The sequence below is a fragment of the Rhodococcus jostii NBRC 16295 genome (assembly GCF_001894825.1).
Lineage (GTDB): Bacteria > Actinomycetota > Actinomycetes > Mycobacteriales > Mycobacteriaceae > Rhodococcus_F > Rhodococcus_F jostii.
The window spans coordinates 1-20,858 of the sequence record NZ_BCWY01000123.1; the positions used below are offsets into that span (position 1 = coordinate 1).

Below are 20,858 nucleotides of genomic sequence, written 5' to 3' on the forward strand. Positions count from 1 at the left end.
GGGCCTCCGCGCCGACCGCACCGCGGCGCGTGCCGATGAAGTCCGACGCCGCCGTGACCTGCGACTGCGCCGCCACGAGGTCCTGTTCGAGGCGCTGCTGCGCACGTTCGGCCTGCTGCCGGGATTCCTCCGCTTCGGCGAGGACGGCGTCGAGTTCGGCGTCGGCCTTGACGATCTGGGTGAAGCTGCCGAGCGGGTCGGTGTCGGCGGCCGTCCGGGCCGCCGACAGCGCTGCCTCGGCCGCGGCCCGGGCGGATGCGAGCCGGGCCCCACCCTGCTCGGTGAACGGGGCCGCGGCCGCGATCCCGGACTCCACGTCGGTGATCGCGGCCGGCAGGGTAGCGATGGCGTGGCGGATGTCGTCGGCGGCGTGATCGACGGCGTCGAGCAACGTCCGGGCCTGCTCCAGCGCGCCCTCGGCTCCGCGGATCGCGGACACGGCCGGTCCCTGCTTCCCGGGCGGCAGGGCTGTCGCGTCGCGGCCCTCGGCGACGGACCGTTCCGCGAACGCGAGCTGCTCCTCCGCCATCGTCACGTTGTGGGCGACGGAAGCGAGTGCGGCGGCGGGGAATTCGGTCTGCAGGGTGGCGAGGATCCGGGTCGAGTCGGGGATGCGCACCGTCAACGCGACCATGTCCCGGGTGAGCGCGTCGAGGCGGTCGGGGGCGTTGATCAGCAGGTCCCGCAGCCCGTCGAACTCCTGCACCCGCTCGTTGAGCTCACGGTCTGCGCGCCCGCACGAGGTGACGATGTCGATCAGCATCTCCCGTTGCTGCTGCGGGGTCTCGGGGATCGCGTCGTCGAGTCGCTGCCGCACCGTGAACGCCGCCGCGAGGGTGGACTTCGCCTTCTCGAATGCCGCGGTGAACGACGCCGTGGCCTGATCGCCGAATTCACCGCGGGCAAGCTCGAGTTCCTCCTGGCTCGTGCGCAGGGCATTGTCGGTCTCGACGAGCACCTCCTTGGCGCGCTCGTCGAGCGTCGGCAGCGGCAGCGCCGTCAGTGCGGCCGTGTCCTCGGGGCTGATGCTGCGCGCCGCCTCGGCACCTGCCCGGGTAAGGTCGTGCTTCTTCTTGCGCGAGTACAGCACGATGCCACCCGCACCCACGACGACCACACCTCCGCCGACCAGTAGCGTGCGCACCGACATTCCCTTGCCCGGACTCATAGCGTCGCCCAGTCCCCCCGCCGCGGCGATGGCACCGCCCGCCCAGTCCTCCTCACGCAGAGCCGGTTCCACTGCATCCACCCGGATCGACTCGGCCTCGTCGCTGGTGATCTCGGAGAGTCCGTCCGGCGCGATGAGCGCGTACTCGCGGTCGACCGTCGCGACCGCGAGGAGGGCGTCACGGTCGCCGAGCGAGGACGCCTGCGCCGTCTGATCCGCCCACGGTCCGGCGCCGAGCCCGTTGAAGTCGGGAACGTACACCACCCACAACCGCACCTTGTGTTCGTCGTACAGCTGGTCGATCGCGGCCTGGACGTCGCTCTTCTGGTCGGCGTCGAGCACACCGACGGTGTCGGTGATCTGACCGGGCAGGCGGAATGGTGCATCCGCCGACGCGATCGCGGGCCCGAACAAGATCGTCACCAGTGTCAGGAGTGCGGTGACAGCGCCGAGAGCGGTGAATCGCCGAGCGGAGGAAATGTGAAGTCGCGGGCGGGACGACGGCGTCTGCTCGAGGCGCGGTGCGAGTGGCATGGCAGCAAATCTATCCGGTGTGGCGAGTCGTCATCGGGATAGTTCGACGACAGCTGGCAGAATCAGGGAGTGAATTCTGCACCGAGCCGTGAACGCCACGATCTCCCGCGCCGTCCTGCGCGCCTGGGGTTCGCCGGCACGCTGGCCCGGTGGACCCGCCGGATCATCGCCGGCGTGGTTCTCCTCGCCGCCGCGCTGGTGGTCGGCACCGCCGTCCGGGTGTGGCAGGTCGCGCGAATCGACGACACGTCGACGGCGGACGCGATCGTCGTGCTCGGCGCCGCCCAGTACTCGGGCACACCGTCCTCGGTGTTCGAGGCGCGCCTCGAACAGGCGTACAAGCTGTACGAGCGGGGGGTGGCTCCCGAGGTCATCACGGTCGGCGGCAAGCAGGAGGGCGACGAGTACACGGAGGCGGCGTCCGGCAAGAACTACCTGATCTCCCGCGGCGTCCCCGCCGACAGCATCACCGCCGTCGAGGAAGGGTCCGACACCCTGCTCAGCATCGAAGCGGTCAGCGAGGCGATGGGCGCGCAGGGCCTCCACTCGGCGGTCCTCGTCAGCGACCCGTGGCATTCGCTGCGGACGCGGACGATGGCGCGCGACGCCGGACTCGACGCCTGGACGGCGCCCACCCGGCAGGGGCCGGCAGTGTTCACACGCGAATCCCAGTTGCACGGAATCGCCCGGGAGACAGGGGCGTTGATCTGGTACCAGCTCACCCACTTCTCGGCCGACTTCCCCTACACGGCCGGACAGTAGAGGTTCGATGACAGCGCACACGACACCCCTCGGCGACGTGTACTCCGCGCACGACGCCGCCCGCCGGGTCCGCGAGGCACCGAAACGGGCCGGGATCCCGGGCAGTCAGATCGCGGCCGCGCAGCACCGATCGGTCTTCTCCCGCGACCGCGCCCGCGTCCAGCACTCGGCCGCCCTCCGCAGGCTCGCCGACAAGACTCAGGTGGTGGGCCCTCGGGACGGCGACACTCCCCGCACCCGGTTGACGCACTCGATCGAGGTGGCCCAGATCGGCCGCGGGATCGCGGACGGACTCGGCTGCGACCCCGATCTGGTCGACCTCGCGGGCCTCGCACACGACATCGGCCACCCGCCCTACGGTCACAACGGGGAGAAGGCGCTCGACGAGGTCGCGGAAGGCTGCGGCGGGTTCGAGGGAAACGCCCAGAATCTGCGCATCCTGACGAGCCTCGAACCGAAGGTACTCAACCCCGACGGAAGCAGCGCCGGACTCAACCTGACCCGCGCGTCGCTGGACGCGGCGATCAAGTACCCGTGGACTCGCCCGCGCCCCGGGGCCAAGTTCGGCGCGTACGACGACGACGCCGACGTGCTCGCGTGGATTCGCGAGGGCGCCGCCGACGGCCACCAGTGCCTCGAGGCGCAGGTCATGGATTGGGCCGACGACGTCGCCTACTCGGTGCACGATGTCGAGGACGGCGTCATCGACGGGCGCATCGATCTGCGCTCGCTCGCCGATCCGGTGGACCGGCGGGCACTCGCCGAATTCGGTGCCTCGGAGTTCCCGGGACTGGACGTCGAGGAACTCGTCGAGGCCGCCAAGCGGTTGAGTCTGCTGCCCGTCGTCCTCGACGTGGGCACCTACGACGGCACGCTCACCAGTTCCGTCGCCCTCAAGAACCTGACCAGTGAGCTGGTCGGCCGGTTCGCGACCGCCGCGATCGTCGGCACCCGCGACGTCCACGGCGAGAAGCCGGTCGCACGTTACGACGCCGACCTGGTGGTTCCGCCTGTGGTGGCGGCCGAGGTGGCGCTGCTCAAGACGTTCGCTCTGAACTTCGTCATGTCGGACGCCGGGCACCGGGCCCGGCAGGAACGCCAGCGCGACCGCGTGCACCGTGTTGCCGAGTGGCTGCTCGCGACCGCGCCCGCCGGTCTCGACCCGATCCTGGTTCCCGCGTGGACTGCGGCCGCCGACGACGCCGCCCGCGTCCGGGTGGTCGTCGACCAGATCGCCTCCTACACCGAGAGCCGCCTCGAACGCGTCGACAAGTCCAGTCTCGGGGCCCAGGCGAGCTGGGGCTGACACGGCGGAAGTCGGACCAATCCGGCCGCTGCGGTGCTACGAATAGGTCTACAGACAGCTCGCACCCAATGGTCAGGGAGACCGGATGAAGTCTGCAGTGCGCAAGATCATCGGTTCGACGTCCGCAGCGCTGGCGGTGGCGGTCGGCGCCGCTCTGCTGGCCGCACCCGCGGCGCAGGCTGCGCCCGTGTACCCGTTCGCCGACCCCGACCCGTTCTACGGTGCGCCCGCCGACGTCGGGGCACGTGCCGACGGTGACGTGCTGGCGAGCCGCCCGGTCGCAGCCACCGGCTTCCCCACGGCCGACGCCTGGCAGGTCGAGTACAAGTCGACCAATTCCGCCGGGGCGCCCATCGCGGCGATGACCACGGTGCTGGTACCCCGCGGCACTCCCGCGAACCGGCCGCTGGTGTCCTACCAGCCGTACGTCAACGCGCTCGGGCTCGAGTGCGCGCCGTCGCATCTGCTGTTCAACGGCGGACTGCAGGAAGCCCCGGCCCTCAACGCCCTCCTCGCGCGGGGCTGGGCCGTCGCCGTGCCCGACCACCTCGGTCCCACCAGCGCGTACGGTGCGGCGAAACTCGGTGGTCGGCTCGTGCTCGACGGGGTTCGCGCCGCGCAGCGGCTCCCCGAGGCGGGGCTCGGCGGCAGTCCGGTCGGGCTGGCCGGATACTCGGGCGGCGCCATGGCTACCAACTGGGCCGCGGCGCTCGCACCCACCTACGCCCCGGAACTGAACATCGTGGGCGCCGCCCAGGGCGGCACCCCGGTCAACATCGGTGAACTCGCCGACCGTCTCGGCGGCACCCGGTCGCAGGCGTTCGGGTTGGGCTTCGCCGCCGCCATCGGGCTCGAGCGTGAATACCCGACCCGGTCGCCGCTCGGGGACGGCCTCAACGGCGAGGGTCTCGCGCTGCGCGCGCAGATGAGCAACATGTGCACCGACTCGATCCTCGGCGCCGGAGCCGGGAAGTCGCTGCCCGATCTGACGAACGGTCCCGGCATCCTCGGGAATCCGTCCGGACGATCGGTGATGGACGAGAACAGTGTCGAGTTGTACCCCGGGGTTCCGAGGACGCCGATGTTCGTCTGGCACGGCAGCGCAGACCCCCTGGTCGCGATCGGGCCGGTGCAGAACACCGTCGCACGGTACTGCTCGCAGGGTGCGCGGGTGCAGTTCGACGTGATCCCGGGCGCCGACCACGGCACCGCCACGATGCTCGGCGCGGGTCCCGCCTTCGGCTATCTCGGCGACCGATTCGCCGGGATCCCAGCCCCCTCGAACTGCTGATGCCGAGGCGGAAGTTCGGGCCCCGGGCGAGCGCCTAGACTGTCGGGCGTGGCTGGCAGAATCCCTGATCGTGACGTTGCGGCCATTCGCGAGCGCACACGGATCGAGGACATCGTGGGGGAGTACGTCTCCCTCAAGCGCGCGGGCGGCGACTCCATGAAGGGGCTGTGCCCCTTCCACGACGAGAAGTCGCCGTCCTTCCACGTCCGGCCCAACCACGGCCACTACCACTGCTTCGGATGTGGCGAGGGCGGCGACGTCTACTCGTTCCTCCAGAAGATCGACCACATCAGCTTCGTCGAGGCCGTCGAGCAGCTCGCCGACCGGTTGAACTACACCATCTCGTACGAGGGTGGCGGCACCTCGGTGCAACGGGACCGCGGCACCCGGGCGCGCCTCGTTGCGGCCAACGCGGCCGCGCAGGCGTTCTACTCGGCGCGGCTGCAGGAACCCGACGCGCAGGCGGCCCGCGACTACCTGACGGAACGGAACTTCGACTCGGCGGTCGCGCAGCAGTTCGGGTGCGGGTATGCGCCCGACGGCTGGGACATCCTCACGAAGCATCTGCTGGGCAAGGGCTTCGACGTGAAGGAGCTCGAGGCTGCGGGTTTGTCGAAGGCGGGGCGTCGCGGCCACATCGACCGCTTCCATCGGCGCCTGCTCTGGCCCATCCGGAACCTGTCCGGCGACGTCATCGGATTCGGCGCCCGCAAGTTGTTCGACGACGACACCATGCCCGGCAAGTACGTCAACACACCGGAAACCATGCTGTACAAGAAGTCTCAGGTGCTGTTCGGTCTCGACCTCGCCAAGCGGGAGATCGCCAAGGGGCATCAGGCCGTGGTGGTGGAGGGCTACACCGACGTCATGGCGATGCACGTCGCAGGGGTAAAGACAGCCGTCGCCGCCTGCGGCACCGCGTTCGGTGAAGACCACCTCGCGATGCTGCGACGGCTCCTCATGGACGACAGCTACTTCCGCGGCGAGATCATCTACACGTTCGACGGGGACGCCGCCGGCCAGGCCGCGGCGATGAAGGCGTTCGAGGGTGACCAGAAGATGGCGGGGCAGACTTTCGTCGCCGTCGCGCCCGAGGGCATGGACCCGTGCGAGTTGCGGCAGAAGTCGGGCGACGCCGCCGTCCGCGACCTCGTTGCGCGTCGCACCCCGATGTTCGAGTTCGTGGTCAAGTCGATCCTCACCGAGCACGACCTCGAGACCGCCGAAGGCCGGGTGGAGGCCCTGCGGCGCACGGTGCCGGTGGTCGCCCAGATCAAGGAAGCGACACTGCGCGACAGCTACTCCGTCCAGCTGTCCGGATGGGTGGGCTGGGACGACATCGCCGCGGTCCGTCAGCGGGTACGCGACGAGGCACGTAAGCGGGCGTCCACCCGCGGATCGATGCCGGCGCCCCCGAAGAAGAAGGCGGCCCGCGAGGAGAGTCAGGACACCCCGCAGTTGCCGGTCGGACTCTCGCGGCCGCGACCGAACGATCCGACGCTGTGGGCGCAGCGCGAGGCGCTGAAAGGCGCGTTGCAGTATCCCTCGATCGCGGGCACGGTATTCGATTCGCTGCCGGTGGAGACGTTCACCCACCCGACGTACGTGGTGATCCGCGAGTCGATGATCGCGTCCGGCGGCACCAGCGCGGGCCTCGGCGGCGGCGAATGGGTCGACGCGGTCAGCCGGGGCGTCGAGGACGTCACCGCGGCGTCCCTCGTGTCGGAACTCGCCGTCGAGCCGCTGCCCGCCGAGGAGGACACCGTCCCGCGATACATCTCCGGCGTGATCGCTCGCCTGCAGGAGGTGTGGGTGGGGGAGCAGGTGGCGGAACTCAAGTCCAAACTGCAGCGGATCTCGCCGGCGACGGAGTCGGACGAGTTCCACTCCCTGCTCGGCGACCTCGTCGCCCTCGAGCAGTACCGCCGCAGCCTGCTCGATCAGGCGATCGGCGACACGAACCGGGACGGGATGGCCGGCTGACCCGAGTCGCCGGCTACTTCTTCTTGAGCTGATCCTGGGGAACCAGGATGGTGGTTTCCTCGTCGAGCGGCTTCATCGGCTCCAGCTTCGGTTGCGTGTTCAGCGAGTCGGACAGTTTCTGCCGTGACACCTGCAACACCTTCCTGGTGGCGGGACTGGTGGCCACCGCCTTCGTGGCCCGGCTGATCTGCTCGTAGCGCGCCCGTCCTGCCCGCGTACCCAGCACGTAACCAGCAGCGATACCGATCAACAACCGCATCATTCCCGCTTCCTCCCGACGCACAACGACCTTCACCCATCCTGCCTGATGCGTCGACAGGCAGGCGATTTGGTACTGGGGTGGGGCTATGCGCTACAGTTTCTCTCGCATCGCCGGGAACGGCGAAGCACAGCAGAATAATCCCCTGTAGCTCAATTGGCAGAGCTTCCGACTGTTAATCGGACGGTTGCTGGTTCGAGTCCAGCCGGGGGAGCATCGAAAACCCCGCCCGGTTCGTCCGAGCGGGGTTTTCTGCTGTCCGCTCGCAAATCCCGATCGGTGTGCGTTCCAGGCGAGTACATTCCGGCTGTATCGGGAGGAACCGACCGGCGGAGTGTGCGATGAGCGAGGACGGCGGCGACACAGCGCGGACATGGCCGGCCGGGCGGCTCGGCACGCGCGACGCCCCGCGGTGGCTGTTGCCCTCGATCTTCTACGTCATTCTCGCCGTCGCCGCCTACCAGTTGTCGGGTTGGCTGTTCGTCAACCTGCGGAGCTTTCTGGGGTTGCTGTTCCTCGCATGGCTGTTCAGCATCACCCTCGAGCCGGTCGTCGACTGGCTCGAGCGCCGGGGGCTGCGACGCGGCGCCGCCACCAGTCTGGTGCTGTTCGCGCTGTTCGTCTTCGCCATCGGATTCCTGGCGCTGTTCGGGACACTGCTCGCCCAGCAACTCGCCCAGCTCCTGAAGGCCCTGCCCGGCGCGCTGTCCTCGCTCACCGACTGGTCCAACCGCGTGTTCGACACCGACTTCGCGACCGGTGAAGACCTGATCCACCTCACGCCCGAGACCATCCGCGACCTTGCGCAGCGCTTCACCCCAGGCGTTCTGGGTGTGTTGTCCTCGCTGCTCGGCGTCGTGTTCCAGATGCTGACGCTGCTGCTGTTCGTGTTCTACATGTCGGCGCAGGGGCCGGCCCTTCGCCGGACGATTTCGAGCTGGTTTCCGGCGCGGCAACAGCGGGTCATCTCGGTCGTCTGGGAGATCTCGGTCGAGAAGGCCGGTGGCTATGTGGTGTCACGGCTGATCCTCGCTGCCGTGAGTTCGATCGCGACCGGCATCTTCCTCGTGGTGATCGGCGTGCCCTACTGGCTGCCGCTTGCGCTGTGGACCGGCATCGTCTCGCAGTTCGTCCCCACTCTCGGCACCTATCTCGCGATCGCTCTCCCCGCGATCATCGCCGCCGCATCCCAGCCGATGGACGGTGTGTGGGTGATCGTGTTCGGGACCGTCTACCAGCAGATCGAGAACTACGTGCTCCACCCGCGCATCACGTCCGCGACGGTCTCGATCCACCCCGCGGTCGCGTTCGGGTCGGTGATCGTGGGCGCCTCGCTGTTCGGTGCGGTCGGTGCGCTGGTCTCCGTCCCGGTGGTCGCGGCTATCCAGGCTCTCGTCGAGACGTACGGGCGACGGTACGAACTCGTCGCAGACGAGGGTCGGTCGGGCGCCGCCTCAGTCGAACAGCGCGAACACGCGCGCGACGAAGAAGGCCACGATTCCGAGGACGAGTAGACCTACCGGGAAGTGTCGATGTCGGCCAGTACCCCGGGAGTCGTCGTTGCGCACCCGGCGGAGAAAGCAGCTGGTCCGACAGGAGCCGCGTCGGATGCGCCACGGCGAATTGCGCTGTCAGGGCGGGCTTCGTCCCGGCTACTCGCCCACGGCGGGGGCACGGTAACATCGGCAGGCCGCGATCGCGTGCAGTGCGGTGATGGGGCGGTAGCTCAGTCGGTTAGAGCCGTGGACTCATAATCCATTGGTCGCGGGTTCGAGCCCCGCCCGCCCCACCCCTTCACCGGTCGGTCCGGTCTTCCCGAGCCTGCCCAGATGCGGGCAGTGTGAACACCATGACCTTGGCACGCGAGGAGCGCGAGGAATTTGCCGAGCTGCTCGCCGGGCTGTCCGCGCAGCAGTGGGAGTCGCCGAGCCTGTGTGAGCGGTGGCGGGTTCGGGACGTCGCCGCGCACGTGATCAGCTACGACGAACTCGACCTCCGCGATCTGCTCCTCCGGTTCGGGAAGGGCGGGTTCCTACAGGTGCGGGTCAACGAGCTCGGGGTGGCCGACCTCGCGGACCGCACCACCGAGGAGTTGGTGGACTTGATGCGCATACATGCCGAACCCAGCGGTTTGCCAGCCGGTTTCGGCGGGATGATCGGCCTCGTCGACGGCATGATCCATCAGCAGGACATCCGGCGGCCCCTCGCTATTCCCCGGACCATCCCGCCGCAGCGGCTGCGTGCGGCGCTGGACTTCGCACGTTTCGCCCCGCTGATCCGCGGCGCCTGGCGAGCCCGCGGGGTCACGTTGGTGGCAGCGGATCTCGACTGGTCCTACGGCCGGGGGCCGCAGGTCCGCGGAAGCGGGGAAGCGCTGTTGATGGCGATGGCCGGGCGTCGCGACGCACTCGGCGACCTCACCGGCCCCGGCCGGTCGACACTCGCCGCCCACATCGGAGCCTGATCAGCGGCGGCAGACGAACCTGCCGCGTCGTTGTTCTCGGCGCCGGAGCGGGGCAGACTGAAAGGCACTCGAGGAGGCCATCGTGGAGCTGCAGATCGTGGCAATCGACAAGCCCGACGACATGAACGTGATCGTCGGGCAGTCCCACTTCATCAAGACCGTCGAGGACATACACGAGGCACTGGCCGGAGTGGGTCCGCACCTCCGGTTCGGGGTGGCGTTCTGCGAAGCGTCGGGGCCTCGCCTCGTGCGCTGTTCCGGCAACGACGATCGTCTCGTCGAGTTGGCCACGCGCAACGCCGTCGCGGTCGGTGCGGGCCACTCGTTCTTCGTGTTCGTGGAGGACGGCTACCCGGTGAACGTCCTGAACACGCTGAAACAGGTGCCGGAGGTGTGCGGCATCTTCTGCGCCACCGCCAACCCCGTCGAAATCATCGTGGCCGAGACGGAACTCGGCCGGGGCATCGCCGGCGTGATCGACGGAGGCCCACCTGCCGGTGTGGAGACTGATGCCGACGTCGCCGACCGCAAGGCGTTGCTCCGGACCATCGGGTACAAGCTCTGAGCGAGCGGCGCCCGGACTCTACGCCAGCGGGTCGCTGTTCTCCCACGCGACGGGGAACTGCACGTCGACGCCCTCGGCCAGGCCTTTCTCGGTGAGGAATCGCAGGGACCGCCGGAAGTTGTCGGCGAAGCGGGGGAGTGGTGTCAGCGGCCGGTGCAGCGGCTTCCAGAAATTGTCCCAGTGGATCGGGATCACCCGGCGGGCGCCGGTGCGGGTCACGAGTGCCTCCCAGTACTCCCGGCGGAACTCGTCGGACTGCTTGCCGAGCGTTCCGATGCCGAGATAGACGGTGTCGGCGTCGTATCCGTCGAGTGCGCCGGGAACGAAGTTCGCGCTGGCATGGACGAGGATCCGGCCGTCCGGGTGTGCGAAGTGGAACGAGAAGCAGTCGCCCTGTGCGTACTCGCGGATCGACGCCGGTGGGTGGACGGCGTGTTCGATCGTGCCCGGAAACTTCGCTCCGGGGCTGTGCGCCGCGGGCAACGCGGTCACCTCGAATGCGCCGTACCGCAAAGGTGTTCGCAGCTCGATCGTCCGGAACCGGTCCATCGCGAACCCGTAACCCTCGGCGATGTGCCGCGTCGACGGCGAACCGACGAGTTCCCGCCGGTGCGCTGCGCCACGATCGGAGAGTCCAGCGCGTGGTCGTAGTGCGAGTGCGCGACGAGGACGGCGGCCAGGCGGTCGGTCCGAACCCGCGCGAGAGCCCGGTCGATAGCGGCGCGGTCGGGGCGGAGGGGTCGCAGGACCGATCGCAGGAGCGGCGGCCGGGAGAAGAACCCGTCCGTCATCACCGCCGTCTCGCCGTCGGACAGCAGGACCGTGGAAACACCGAGGAAGGTGGCGCGCATCCTCGTGACGGTACCGGCGCGCCGCAAGCGTGCGGCGTGACCGTGTCGCCGCTCTACGATGGCCGCCATGGCGATCACTCCCGACACGAAGAACTGGACCTGGGTCCTCGACCGGGCCTGCCCCGACTGCGGGTTCGACTCGGCGGCAACCCCCTACGGCAACCCCCTACAACGACATTCCGGCGCTGGATCGCGCGAATGCCGACGCCTGGTCGCCGGTGCTCGCCCGCCCCGACGTCACGGTCCGGCCGGACGAGCAGACGTTGGTCGGCACTCGAGTACGCGGCGCATGTGCGCGACGTGTTCCGGATCTTCGACGTCCGGCTTCGTCTCATACTCGACGAGACGGATCCGCTGTTCCCCAACTGGGATCAGGACGAGACCGCCGTGTCCGAGCGCTACAACGAGCAGGACCCGGCCGAGGTGGCCTCCGAACTGCGTGAGGCCGGCGCGGCGGTGGCCGCCGACTTCGCGGCCGTCGCCCCGGAGTTCCGGGGACGGACCGGACGTCGCAGCGACGGCGCGTCGTTCACGGTGGAGTCGTTGGCCAAGTACTTCGTCCACGACCCGATCCACCACCTCCACGACGTGTCGGGGTAACAGTTTCGGATTCCCGGACCCGATTCGGTAGAACGTGTTCCAATTCGGCGAGTTTGTGTCTATCGTCACATCAGCAGATGCGCAGACATGAATGAAGGGTTGGGAGTCACATGAAGACCAAGGGTGCGATCCTGTGGGGCCTGAACGAGCCGTGGTCGGTCGAGGAGATCGAGATCGGCGAACCGGTGGCGGGCGAGGTGCAGATTCGCATGGAAGCCGCCGGCATGTGCCACTCCGACCATCACATCGTCACCGGTTCGATGCCCATGGCATCCTTCCCGATCATGGGCGGCCACGAGGGGTCGGGCGTCATCACGAAGCTGGGGCCGGAGGTGAAGGATCTCGAGGTCGGCGACCACGTGGTGCTTTCCTTCGTACCCGCCTGCGGACGCTGTCCGGCATGTTCGGCGGGACACCAGAATCTGTGTGACCTCGGGATGGGGCTCCTGAGCGGCCTCGCCATCAGCGACGGCACCTTCCGCATCCACGCGCGCGGTGAGAACGTCATCCCGATGTGCCTGCTCGGCACGTTCTCGCCCTACATGGTCGTGCACGAGACGTCGGTCGTGAAGATCGACAAGGACATCCCGTTCGACGTCGCCGCGCTCGTCGGCTGCGGTGTGCCCACCGGGTGGGGTTCGGCGACGCGGATGGCGGAGGTGAAGCCGGGCGAATCCGTCGTCATCATGGGTGTCGGCGGCGTCGGCATGAGCGCGCTGCAGGGCGCGGTGGCGTCTGGTGCGCGGCAGATCTTCGCCATCGACCCGGTGCCGTGGAAGCGGGAACAGGCACTCAAGTTCGGGGCCACCCACGCGTTCGAGAGTGCCGCTGCCGCAATCGAGCCGATCATCGCCCTCACCAACGGGCTGATGGCACAGAAGACGATCATCACGGTCGGGGAGATGCACGGCGAATACGTCGAGGAAGCCCTGTTGCTCACCAGCAAGTTCGGCACCTGCGTCGTCACCGCCATGGGTGCCATGACCGACATGGACGTCAAGCTGAACCTGTTCCTCTTCTCGATGCTCCAGAAGGACCTGAAGGGCACCATCTTCGGCGGCGGCAACGCTCGGGTCGAGATCCCGAACCTGCTGGCCATGTACAAGTCGGGGCAGCTGAACCTCGACGACATGATCACCCGCACCTACACCCTCGAAGGGGTCAACGACGGGTATCAGGACATGCTCGACGGCAAGAACATTCGCGGCGTCATCCGGTACACCGAAGCCGACTGGTGACGGCTCACCGCAGCTGACCGCGGGCCGTTCTCGTAGGCTGACCGGGTGCAGAGTCTCGATCAGATCGCCCGATGGCCCGTGGACAACGCTGCGGCGGTGGTCCTGTCGCGAGACGAAGGGGTGATCGGCGAGTACGGCGACCAGCAGCGCGTCTTCCCGCTGGCCTCGGTGACCAAGCTGCTCTGCGCGTACGCAGTGCTGGTGGCCACCGAGGAGGAGGCCGTCGAACTCGACCAGCCCGCAGGCCCGGAGGGCTCGACCGTCCGTCATCTGCTGGCGCACGCGTCGGGTCTCGCGTTCGACACCGACCGCGTGCAGACCGCACCGGAGCGCAAACGCATCTACTCGAGCGCCGGCTTCGAGGTGCTTGCCGACTTCCTCGCCGCCGAGACGTCGATCGATTTCGCCGAGTACGTCGCGGAATCCGTGTTCGCTCCGTTGTCGATGGATTCGTCCGCACTCGTGGGACCGGCCGGACACGGAGCGCAGGCGTCGGCGGGCGATCTCGGACGGTTCGCGGCCGAACTGTTCCGCTCGGCGCTCATTTCGCCTCAGACGCTCGCAGAGGCAACATCCGTCCAATTCCCCGGACTCGACGGAATCCTGCCCGGATACGGCTCACAGCGGCCCAACGACTGGGGTCTGGGCTTCGAGATCCGATCGGGTAAGAGTCCGCACTGGACGGGTACGGGTAACTCGCCGCAGACGTTCGGTCACTTCGGGCAGTCCGGGACGTTCCTGTGGGTCGACCCGGCCGCGGGGCTGGCGTGCGTCGCGCTGACGGACCGCGACTTCGGCGACTGGGCCAAGCCCCTGTGGACCGAGCTGAGCGACGGTATCCTCTCGGAACGCCGAATGTGATGACACACCGATTGATCGAATCACTGGCGCAACACAGGCATCACAGGGCACACTGGTCAACCGAGCGTGCTGCACACACCGACTGAGGCCGTTGGGGAAGACGTCCCTCGTCGAAGCAGGAGGCTCGAGTGCGCGCATTGAATCAGTTCGCGGACGTGACGGCTGGTGTTGTCTACATCCACTCGTCGCCCGCCGCGTTGTGCCCCCATATCGAATGGGCGCTGACCGCGACCCTCGACTGCCGAGCGAACCTGAAATGGACCTCGCAGCCGGCCTCCAACGGCGTCCTGCGCGCGACCACCAGCTGGGTGGGGCCCGTCGGCACCGCCTCGCGGCTGGTCAACGCGCTCCGCGCCTGGCCGATGCTGCGCTTCGAGGTCACCGAGGATCCCAGTGAGGGCGTGGACGGCGAGCGGTACAGCCACGTGCCCGGCATGGGTCTGTGGCACGGGTCCACCAGCGCCAACGGCGACGTCGTCGTGGGGGAGATGCGCCTGCGGGCACTGATGCAAGCGGGAGGCGACATCGCCGCCGAACTGGACTACGCACTCGGAACCGCATGGGACGAGGCTCTCGAGCCGTTCCGTAGCGGCGGAGAAGGCGCCGAGGTCACCTGGTTGCGTCGCGACGTCGGCTGACCTCACTTACGTCCACGCACACGAAAAGGCCCCCACCAGTTCACAACGGTGGGGGCTTTCTCTCGAACAGAGCTCAGATCACAGCGGGATGTTCTTGTGATCGCCGCGGCCGGCGGGAGCGGCGGCCAGGGCAGCGGTGACGACACTGCGCGTCTTGGCGGGATCGATCTCCTCGTCCACCACACCGATCGCGACGGCCCGGTCGACGCCGCCGGCGATGCTCTCGTGCTCGATGGCCAGACGCTCGTGCAGAGCCTCACGCTCTTCCTCCGGCGCGGCGGCGAGGGCACGCTTGTGCAGGATGCCGACAGCGGCCTTGGCGCCCATCACGGCGACCTCGGCGTCCGGCCACGCGTAGACGGCGGTGGCGCCGAGCGCGCGGGAGTTCATTGCGATGTAGGCGCCGCCGTAGATCTTCCGAGTCACGACCGTCACGCGGGGAACGGTGGCCTCGGCGAACGCGTGGAGCAGTTTGGCGCCGCGGCGGACCACGCCTTCCCATTCCATGCTCACACCGGGCAGGTACCCGGGGACGTCGACGACCACGACGAGCGGGATGCCGAAAGCGTTGCACAGCCGGACGAAACGAGCCGACTTCTCGGCGCTCTCCGAGTTGAGGCAACCACCGAGGCGGAGCGGGTTGTTGGCGATGACACCGACGGTGCGGCCACCGAGGCGTCCGAGGCCGGTGACGATGCTGCGGGCGTAATTGCCCTGCAGCTCCTCGAAACTCGACTCGCCCTCGACGTTGTCGAGAAGTTCGTGAACGATCGGACGGACGTCGTAAGCGCGCTTCGCCGACTCCGGCATGAGGGCGCGAAGATCGGTGTCGCCGTGCGCGGCCGCAGCCTGATCGAACTCGCCCTGTTCGCAGAACATCGACACCAGGCGGCGGGCCCGGTGCAGGGCGTCGCCCTCGTCGTGGGCGGCGATGTGCGCGACGCCCGACTTCTTGGTGTGGGTGTCGGGACCGCCGAGGGACACCATGTCGACCTGTTCACCGGTGACACTGCGGACCACGTCGGGTCCGGTGACGAAGACACGGGCTTCCGGCGCCATGATGACGACGTCGGTGAGCGCGGGACCGTAGGCCGCTCCACCGGCTGCGAAGCCGAGGACGACGGAAATCTGTGGGACGCGGCCGGACGCGCGGACCATGGCCTCGAAGACCAGTCCGACGGCGTGCAGGGCCTCGACGCCCTCGGCGAGACGCGCGCCGCCCGAGTGCCAGAGACCCACGATCGGGGCATCTTCCTCGAGGGCGGTGTCGATCGCCGTCACGATGTGCTTGCAGCCTTCGACGCCCATGGCACCACCCATGACGGTGGCGTCGGAGCAGTAGGCGATGGTGCGGACACCGTCGATGTTGCCGGACGCGGCCAGCACACCGGACTTGTCACGCGGATGGAGCGGGACGACGGTCCCGGCGTCGAACAGCTTCTCCAGGCGCGCAAGGGGATCGCGCGGATCGATCGATGCATCGGACTTCGTCGCGGGTGCCAGGATTGTCATCGCGTCCTCCTCTGTAGCGGGCCCGGATGGGGCTGTCGATGGGTGGAGACCCCTTCGAGAAGGGGTCTCCACCCGCGATCTAGCAGGACCGGCTGTCAGGCCCGGCCGAAGGCGAGCGCGACGTTGTGCCCACCGAAACCAAACGAGTTGTTGATCGCGAAATCGATCTCGCCGTAACGGGCTTCGCCCTTCACGACATCCAGGTCGATCTCTGGATCCTGATTCTCGAGATTCAGCGTGGGCGGAATGACTCCGTCACGCAGACTCAGGACCGTGAGCACCGCCTCGAGCGCACCGACGGCGCCGATCGAGTGCCCCAACGCGGACTTCGGCGCGTACACCGCAGCATGGTTGCCGACGGCAGCCGTGATGGCGTTCGCCTCTGCCGTGTCACCGATCGGCGTGGCCGTGGCGTGCGCGTTGATGTGCTGGATGTCCTTCTTCGTCAATCCAGCAGTCTCGATCGCCCGCGTCATGGCCCGCGCAGCACCTGAACCCGAAGGATCGGGGGCGACGATGTGGAACCCGTCGGAGGTGATCCCCGCGCCCAGCAGGCGGGCGTGGATGGTGGCACCGCGAGCCTTGGCGTGCTCCTCGGTTTCGAGGACCATCATGGCTCCGGCCTCACCGAACACGAAGCCGTCACGATCCTTGTCGAACGGCCGCGAAGCCGCCTTCGGATCGTCGTTGCGTGTGCTCAGCGCGCGCATCATCGCGAAGCTCGCGATCGGCACGGCGTCGAGGTAACCCTCCACGCCACCGGCGACGATGATGTCAGCGTCGCCCATCACCAGCATGCGGTACGCATGGGCGATGGCCTCGGAACCCGAGGAGCAGGCCGACACGGGAGTGATCACTCCGGCGCGAGCCCCCAGCTCGAGTCCGACGGTGGCCGACGGACCGTTGGGCATCACCATCTGGACGGCGAACGGCGACACCTTGCGGTAGCCACCGGCCTTCATCTTCTCGACGGCGTCGATCAGTGCTTCGCCGCCGCCGAGTCCGGTGCCGATCACGACGCCGAGGCGGTCCTTGTCGACCTCCGGGCTACCGGCGTTCTCCCAGACCTGACGGCCCAGGACGAGCGCCAGCCGCTCGACGAAACTCATCCGGCGGATCTCGACGCGGGACAGCGACTCGTCGGGCGACACCTTGAGCTTGCCGCCGATCGTCACCGGCAGGTCGTTCTCCGTGACGAAGGCTTCCCGGATGGTGTCGATGCCGCTCTCGCCGGCCAACAGGCCCTTCCACGTGGCATCCACGTCACCAGCGATCGACGTCGTAGCCGCGAGGCTGGTGACGACGATGTTGGGGAACTGTCTCCCGTTGGTCGAGGCGGAAGTCACGGCTGAGCTCACTCCTCGTCGTTCTTGGCAGCTTCGAGCTTGGCCTTCACAGCCTCCGCGTCGGCGCCACCTTCTGCTTCGAGCTTCTGGATGTAGGACACGGCGTCACCGACGGTGCGCAGTCCGGCGAGATCCTCGTCGGGGATCTTCACGCCGTACTTGTCCTCGGTCTGGACGGCGATCTCAACCATGGAGAGGGAGTCGATGTCGAGGTCGTCGACGAAAGACTTTTCGATGGTCACCTCGGACGGCTCAATACCGGTGACCTCCTCGATGATCTCCGCGAGTCCGGCGATGATGTCTTCCTGGGTGGCGGCCACTGAGTGGCTCCCTTCTGATTCGGTGTAGATGTATCTGGAGTTGTTGCAGGCGCGCCCCCATCGGCCGCGCCTGCGGGCCCTGCACGCACCGAGGTGCGCGCAGCAAACTAGCCGAGTTCTGTCAGTTCGGCTAGCGCGGAGATATCCCCCGGGGTCTTGAGTGCCAGAGTCGGCGTGCCGCGCATTTCACGCTTGGCGATACCGACCAGGGTTCCGGCTGGTGGAAGCTCCGCGATCGCGGAGACCTGAGCGGTCCGCAGGCTTGCGGTACACAGGTCCCAACGCACAGGTCGGGTTACCTGCGCGGCCAGCTTAGTCAGTGCGTCGGCGCCGGATGCGACCGGTGCGCCGTCGGCGTTGGAGAGCAGAGTGCGGGTGGGTTCACCCGGTGTGATCTTGGACGCAGCCTCGGTGACGGCCTCCTGGGCGGGGGCCATGAACCGGGTGTGGAACGCGCCGGCGACCGGAAGTGCGCGGACCCGCGCCTTCTGGGGCGGGTTGGCCGCGAGCTCCTCGAGAGCCGATAGCAGACCTGCCGCGACGATCTGGCCGGCGGCGTTGCGGTTGGCGGGCTCGAGCCCCAGTTCGTCGAGGCGGGCGAGCACCTCGGCCTCGTCGCCCCCGAGGACGGCGGACATGCCGGTCGGCTCGAGTGCGCACGCCTTGGCCATCTCCGCGCCGCGGACGGCGGCGAGGGCGACGGCGTCGTCGGCGGACAGGACGCCGGCGACCGCGGCGGCGGCGAGTTCACCGACCGAGTGTCCGGCCGCGATGGTGTCCGAGGGAACCAGGCCGCGCGCGTCGAGTTCCTCGAAGGCGAGGAGCGCGGCGGCCACGACGAGCGGCTGGGTCACCGACGTGTCGGTGATCTCCTCCGCTGTCGCGGTGGTACCGAGGCGGACGAGATCGAGGCCGGCAGCCTTCGACCACAGTTCGACACGGTCATGAGAACCCGGCAGCTCCAACCAAGGGATGAGCATGCCGGGAGTCTGAGAGCCCTGACCCGGGGCGAGCAACGAAATCACTCTTCAAGAGAACACCGTCAACCGCGTACTGCGAGATGTCGTTGCGGATGAACCTTCGTCGGCGGATTTGTTGGGTTCCCACAAAATTGCACGTGGGGTGCTCGCATCGAATCTGGACATGCGTTCGTTACAGCCCTGCTTCTCCGAATGGGAAGGGTGTGACTGGTGTTAAACGTGTAATGGGTTCGTTATGGGAATGTGTCAATCGCCCCACTGTCGCGGCCACTCTGAGCACGTACGCATCCCGCGGATTCGTCGGATCGCGTCCGGTGACTTCGGCGATTCTCTTGAGTCGATACCGCACAGTATTTGGATGAACAAACAGCTGCCGGGCGCAAGTCTCAACCGCACCTCCACAGTCGAGATACGCGTCCAAAGTGTCGGTGAGAACACCTCCGGCGGCCGCCAGCGGCGCGACCAGATGGTCGTTCAGAGCGGTGACAGCGGCGTTGTCACCGAGCAGTGCGCGTTCGGGTAGCAGCTCGGCGGCGTGGACCGGTCGAGGGGCGCCCCGCCAGCCGGCCACCGCCTGCATTGCGGCCAGCGCCTCGACGGCACTGAAGTGCGCCGCGCCCAGCGTCGGCGTCGTCGGCCCGATGATCACCGGCTCGTCCGAGAACTTGCCGAGCAGATCTGTCATGAAGCTCGAGTGACCCGACCCCTCCTGGAGTTCGCCGCTGACCACCATCACGAGCCGCGAGCCCTGCACGACGGCGAGGGCGGCGCGGCCGTGCTTCTGCGCGATCGTGTGGACCGTGCCGACGACGGACACCCGCTCGTCCTCGGGCGGCGTGCCGACGATGACGGTGGCGGGAGCGGTCGCGTCCCAGTTGAGGGTCGCCGCCCGCGACAACATGTCGGAACCGGTGTCACCGCGGACCACAGCGTCGACCACGAGCGCCTCGAGCCGGGTGTCCCAGGCGCCGCGGGACTCCGCTGCACTGGCGTACACGGAGGCGGCCGCGAAACCGAGTTCGCGGCCGTACCGCAGCACGGCCTCGGTGAGGGCGATCAGCTGCTGGTCGTTGCGGGCGAGCGCGGGGAGCCACTGCTCGAAGAACTCCATCGCCACGCGCACCATGTCCACCGTCTGGCTGAGGGTGAGCCTGCGCGCGAGGTCCTGCGGAATGACCTGGAACGCGTCCAGGCTGAACCGGATGTCGCTGTCCGGGTTCTTGAGCCATTCGAGGAAGTTGACGACCGCCGTCTGGACCAGCAACTGCACGTTGGAGCGTTGGGCGGCGTCGAGGTCGTCGAAGAACGGCAGCTGATCCTGCATCGTCGTGACGGCCTCGGTCGAGAGGCGTCCGGAGAACTGTTTGACGCGACGCAACAGTGCGTCGGGCAACGGATCCCGGGTTTGTCGTCTGCGGGAGACCAACGGACTCTGCTCGACCATAGTCAAGAACCTACGCCCACCGCCGCCCGTGTTGTCCGACGGACACACGGGCGGCGGTGGGTGAGGATCTCGGGTTATGCGCTCCCGGTGTCGGTGTAGGACACGGCGGCGGCGCGGACGTCGTCGATGCGGTACCGGTTGGCGGCGTCGACGGCCTTGGAGCGGTCGAGGGTGCCTTCACCGGCGAGGGCGGACAGGACGGCGACGACGATGGATTCGGCGTCGACGTTGAAGTACCGGCGGGCGGCGGGGCGGGTGTCGGAGAAGCCGAACCCGTCGGTGCCGAGGGTGGTGTACGAGCCGGGCACCCACTGCCGGATCTGATCCGCGACCGCGCGCATCCAGTCGGAGGCGGCGACGAACGGGCCGGCCGCATCGGACAGTGCCTGCGTGACATACGGCAGCGGGGCGTCGGTGCCGGGGTCGCGCAGGGCCTGGCGCTCCGATTCGATGCCGTCGCGGCGCAGCTCACCCCAGGAGGTGACCGACCACAGGTCGGCGGCCACACCCCACTCGTCGGCGAGCAGCTGCTGGGCCCGCAGGCCCTCGGGCATGGTGACGCCGGAGACCAAAATCTGGGCCTTCGGACCGGATGCCTCGGATTTCTTGAACAGGTACATGCCCTTGAGCAGGCCCTCGACGTTCAGGTTCTCCGGTTCGGCGGGCTGGGAGTAGGGCTCGTTGTAGAGGGTGATGTAGTAGAAGATGTCCTCGCCACCGAACCCGTCCACACCCT

20 protein-coding genes, 2 tRNA genes and 1 pseudogene are annotated in these 20,858 nt (G+C 68.1%); 13 read left to right on the forward strand and 10 right to left on the reverse strand.

The genetic code is table 11. The features are described from left to right. Nucleotides 1–1,702: TPM domain-containing protein (locus RJ1_RS40520; RefSeq protein WP_073369428.1), on the reverse strand; the 1,702-nt coding region annotated here is incomplete at its 3' end. A gap of 69 nt (nucleotides 1,703–1,771) precedes the next feature. Between RJ1_RS40520 and RJ1_RS40525 the strand changes: the two genes are divergently transcribed. From RJ1_RS40525 to dnaG, 4 genes are all read left to right on the forward strand, one after another. Continuing rightward, the gene (locus tag RJ1_RS40525) at nucleotides 1,772–2,464 is read left to right on the forward strand and encodes a YdcF family protein (RefSeq protein ID WP_073369430.1); all 693 of its coding nucleotides are present in this window, start codon (nucleotides 1,772–1,774) and stop codon (nucleotides 2,462–2,464) included. A 7-nt stretch (nucleotides 2,465–2,471) separates the two neighbouring features. Next, nucleotides 2,472–3,770, forward strand: a complete 1,299-nt coding sequence (locus RJ1_RS40530) for a deoxyguanosinetriphosphate triphosphohydrolase (protein ID WP_073369433.1) — start codon at nucleotides 2,472–2,474, stop codon at nucleotides 3,768–3,770. Between the two features lie 85 nt (nucleotides 3,771–3,855). Then, on the forward strand, nucleotides 3,856–5,061 hold the full coding sequence (locus RJ1_RS40535; RefSeq protein ID WP_073369435.1) for a lipase family protein: 1,206 nt from the start codon (nucleotides 3,856–3,858) through the stop codon (nucleotides 5,059–5,061). Nucleotides 5,062–5,109: 48 nt separating this feature from the next. Next, nucleotides 5,110–7,044, forward strand: coding sequence for a DNA primase (dnaG, locus tag RJ1_RS40540; protein ID WP_073369438.1), 1,935 nt, complete (start codon nucleotides 5,110–5,112; stop codon nucleotides 7,042–7,044). Nucleotides 7,045–7,057: 13 nt separating this feature from the next. On the opposite strand, the gene RJ1_RS40545 is transcribed toward dnaG, so the two are convergent. Further along, the gene (locus RJ1_RS40545; protein ID WP_073369441.1) at nucleotides 7,058–7,306 is read right to left on the reverse strand and encodes a hypothetical protein; all 249 of its coding nucleotides are present in this window, start codon (nucleotides 7,304–7,306) and stop codon (nucleotides 7,058–7,060) included. Between the two features lie 138 nt (nucleotides 7,307–7,444). Between RJ1_RS40545 and RJ1_RS40550 the strand changes: the two genes are divergently transcribed. The 5 genes from RJ1_RS40550 (at nucleotide 7,445) to RJ1_RS40570 (ending at nucleotide 10,332) form a co-directional block, all read left to right on the forward strand. Then, nucleotides 7,445–7,517: transfer RNA gene (locus tag RJ1_RS40550), tRNA-Asn, on the forward strand. Nucleotides 7,518–7,644: 127 nt separating this feature from the next. Beyond that, complete coding sequence (locus RJ1_RS40555; RefSeq protein WP_073369453.1) at nucleotides 7,645–8,817, forward strand: AI-2E family transporter; 1,173 nt, start codon at nucleotides 7,645–7,647, stop codon at nucleotides 8,815–8,817. A gap of 201 nt (nucleotides 8,818–9,018) precedes the next feature. Beyond that, nucleotides 9,019–9,092: transfer RNA gene (locus RJ1_RS40560), tRNA-Ile, on the forward strand. 60 nt (nucleotides 9,093–9,152) lie between these two features. Further along, the gene (locus RJ1_RS40565; protein WP_073369480.1) at nucleotides 9,153–9,767 is read left to right on the forward strand and encodes a maleylpyruvate isomerase family mycothiol-dependent enzyme; all 615 of its coding nucleotides are present in this window, start codon (nucleotides 9,153–9,155) and stop codon (nucleotides 9,765–9,767) included. Between the two features lie 82 nt (nucleotides 9,768–9,849). Beyond that, entirely contained in the window at nucleotides 9,850–10,332 is a 483-nt protein-coding gene (locus RJ1_RS40570) for an adenosine-specific kinase (RefSeq protein WP_073369460.1), read from the forward strand. An 18-nt stretch (nucleotides 10,333–10,350) separates the two neighbouring features. Here the strand turns inward: RJ1_RS40570 and RJ1_RS48420 are convergent, their stop codons facing one another. Both RJ1_RS48420 and RJ1_RS48425 read right to left on the reverse strand, forming a co-directional pair. Further along, nucleotides 10,351–10,824, reverse strand: coding sequence for an MBL fold metallo-hydrolase (locus tag RJ1_RS48420; RefSeq protein WP_240319737.1), 474 nt, complete (start codon nucleotides 10,822–10,824; stop codon nucleotides 10,351–10,353). Then, nucleotides 10,821–11,183, reverse strand: a complete 363-nt coding sequence (locus RJ1_RS48425; RefSeq protein ID WP_240319736.1) for an MBL fold metallo-hydrolase — start codon at nucleotides 11,181–11,183, stop codon at nucleotides 10,821–10,823. The genes RJ1_RS48420 and RJ1_RS48425 overlap by 4 nt, the downstream gene beginning before the upstream one ends. Before the next feature lie 67 nt (nucleotides 11,184–11,250). Here RJ1_RS48425 and RJ1_RS40580 point away from each other — a divergent pair. The 4 genes and pseudogenes from RJ1_RS40580 (at nucleotide 11,251) to RJ1_RS40595 (ending at nucleotide 14,520) form a co-directional block, all read left to right on the forward strand. Beyond that, a pseudogene (locus RJ1_RS40580) lies at nucleotides 11,251–11,783 on the forward strand (DinB family protein). A 110-nt stretch (nucleotides 11,784–11,893) separates the two neighbouring features. Beyond that, the gene (locus RJ1_RS40585; RefSeq protein ID WP_073369463.1) at nucleotides 11,894–13,021 is read left to right on the forward strand and encodes an NDMA-dependent alcohol dehydrogenase; all 1,128 of its coding nucleotides are present in this window, start codon (nucleotides 11,894–11,896) and stop codon (nucleotides 13,019–13,021) included. 45 nt (nucleotides 13,022–13,066) lie between these two features. Next, the gene (locus RJ1_RS40590) at nucleotides 13,067–13,882 is read left to right on the forward strand and encodes a serine hydrolase domain-containing protein (protein WP_073369466.1); all 816 of its coding nucleotides are present in this window, start codon (nucleotides 13,067–13,069) and stop codon (nucleotides 13,880–13,882) included. 128 nt (nucleotides 13,883–14,010) lie between these two features. Further along, nucleotides 14,011–14,520, forward strand: a complete 510-nt coding sequence (locus tag RJ1_RS40595) for a DUF3145 domain-containing protein (protein WP_073369468.1) — start codon at nucleotides 14,011–14,013, stop codon at nucleotides 14,518–14,520. Nucleotides 14,521–14,598: 78 nt separating this feature from the next. Here the strand turns inward: RJ1_RS40595 and RJ1_RS40600 are convergent, their stop codons facing one another. From RJ1_RS40600 to RJ1_RS40625, 6 genes are all read right to left on the reverse strand, one after another. After that, on the reverse strand, nucleotides 14,599–16,032 hold the full coding sequence (locus tag RJ1_RS40600; RefSeq protein WP_073369470.1) for an acyl-CoA carboxylase subunit beta: 1,434 nt from the start codon (nucleotides 16,030–16,032) through the stop codon (nucleotides 14,599–14,601). A gap of 95 nt (nucleotides 16,033–16,127) precedes the next feature. Beyond that, the gene (locus tag RJ1_RS40605; protein ID WP_073369473.1) at nucleotides 16,128–17,378 is read right to left on the reverse strand and encodes a KasA/KasB family beta-ketoacyl-ACP synthase; all 1,251 of its coding nucleotides are present in this window, start codon (nucleotides 17,376–17,378) and stop codon (nucleotides 16,128–16,130) included. Nucleotides 17,379–17,386: 8 nt separating this feature from the next. Continuing rightward, entirely contained in the window at nucleotides 17,387–17,698 is a 312-nt protein-coding gene (acpM, locus tag RJ1_RS40610; RefSeq protein WP_005247839.1) for a meromycolate extension acyl carrier protein AcpM, read from the reverse strand. Between the two features lie 107 nt (nucleotides 17,699–17,805). After that, nucleotides 17,806–18,723: an ACP S-malonyltransferase gene (locus RJ1_RS40615; protein WP_073369476.1), complete on the reverse strand. Its 918-nt coding sequence runs from the start codon at nucleotides 18,721–18,723 to the stop codon at nucleotides 17,806–17,808. A 127-nt stretch (nucleotides 18,724–18,850) separates the two neighbouring features. Next, on the reverse strand, nucleotides 18,851–20,122 hold the full coding sequence (locus RJ1_RS40620) for a PucR family transcriptional regulator (protein WP_073369478.1): 1,272 nt from the start codon (nucleotides 20,120–20,122) through the stop codon (nucleotides 18,851–18,853). Nucleotides 20,123–20,196: 74 nt separating this feature from the next. Next, the coding region (locus RJ1_RS40625; RefSeq protein WP_439958223.1) for a transketolase-like TK C-terminal-containing protein at nucleotides 20,197–20,858 on the reverse strand (662 nt) is incomplete at its 5' end.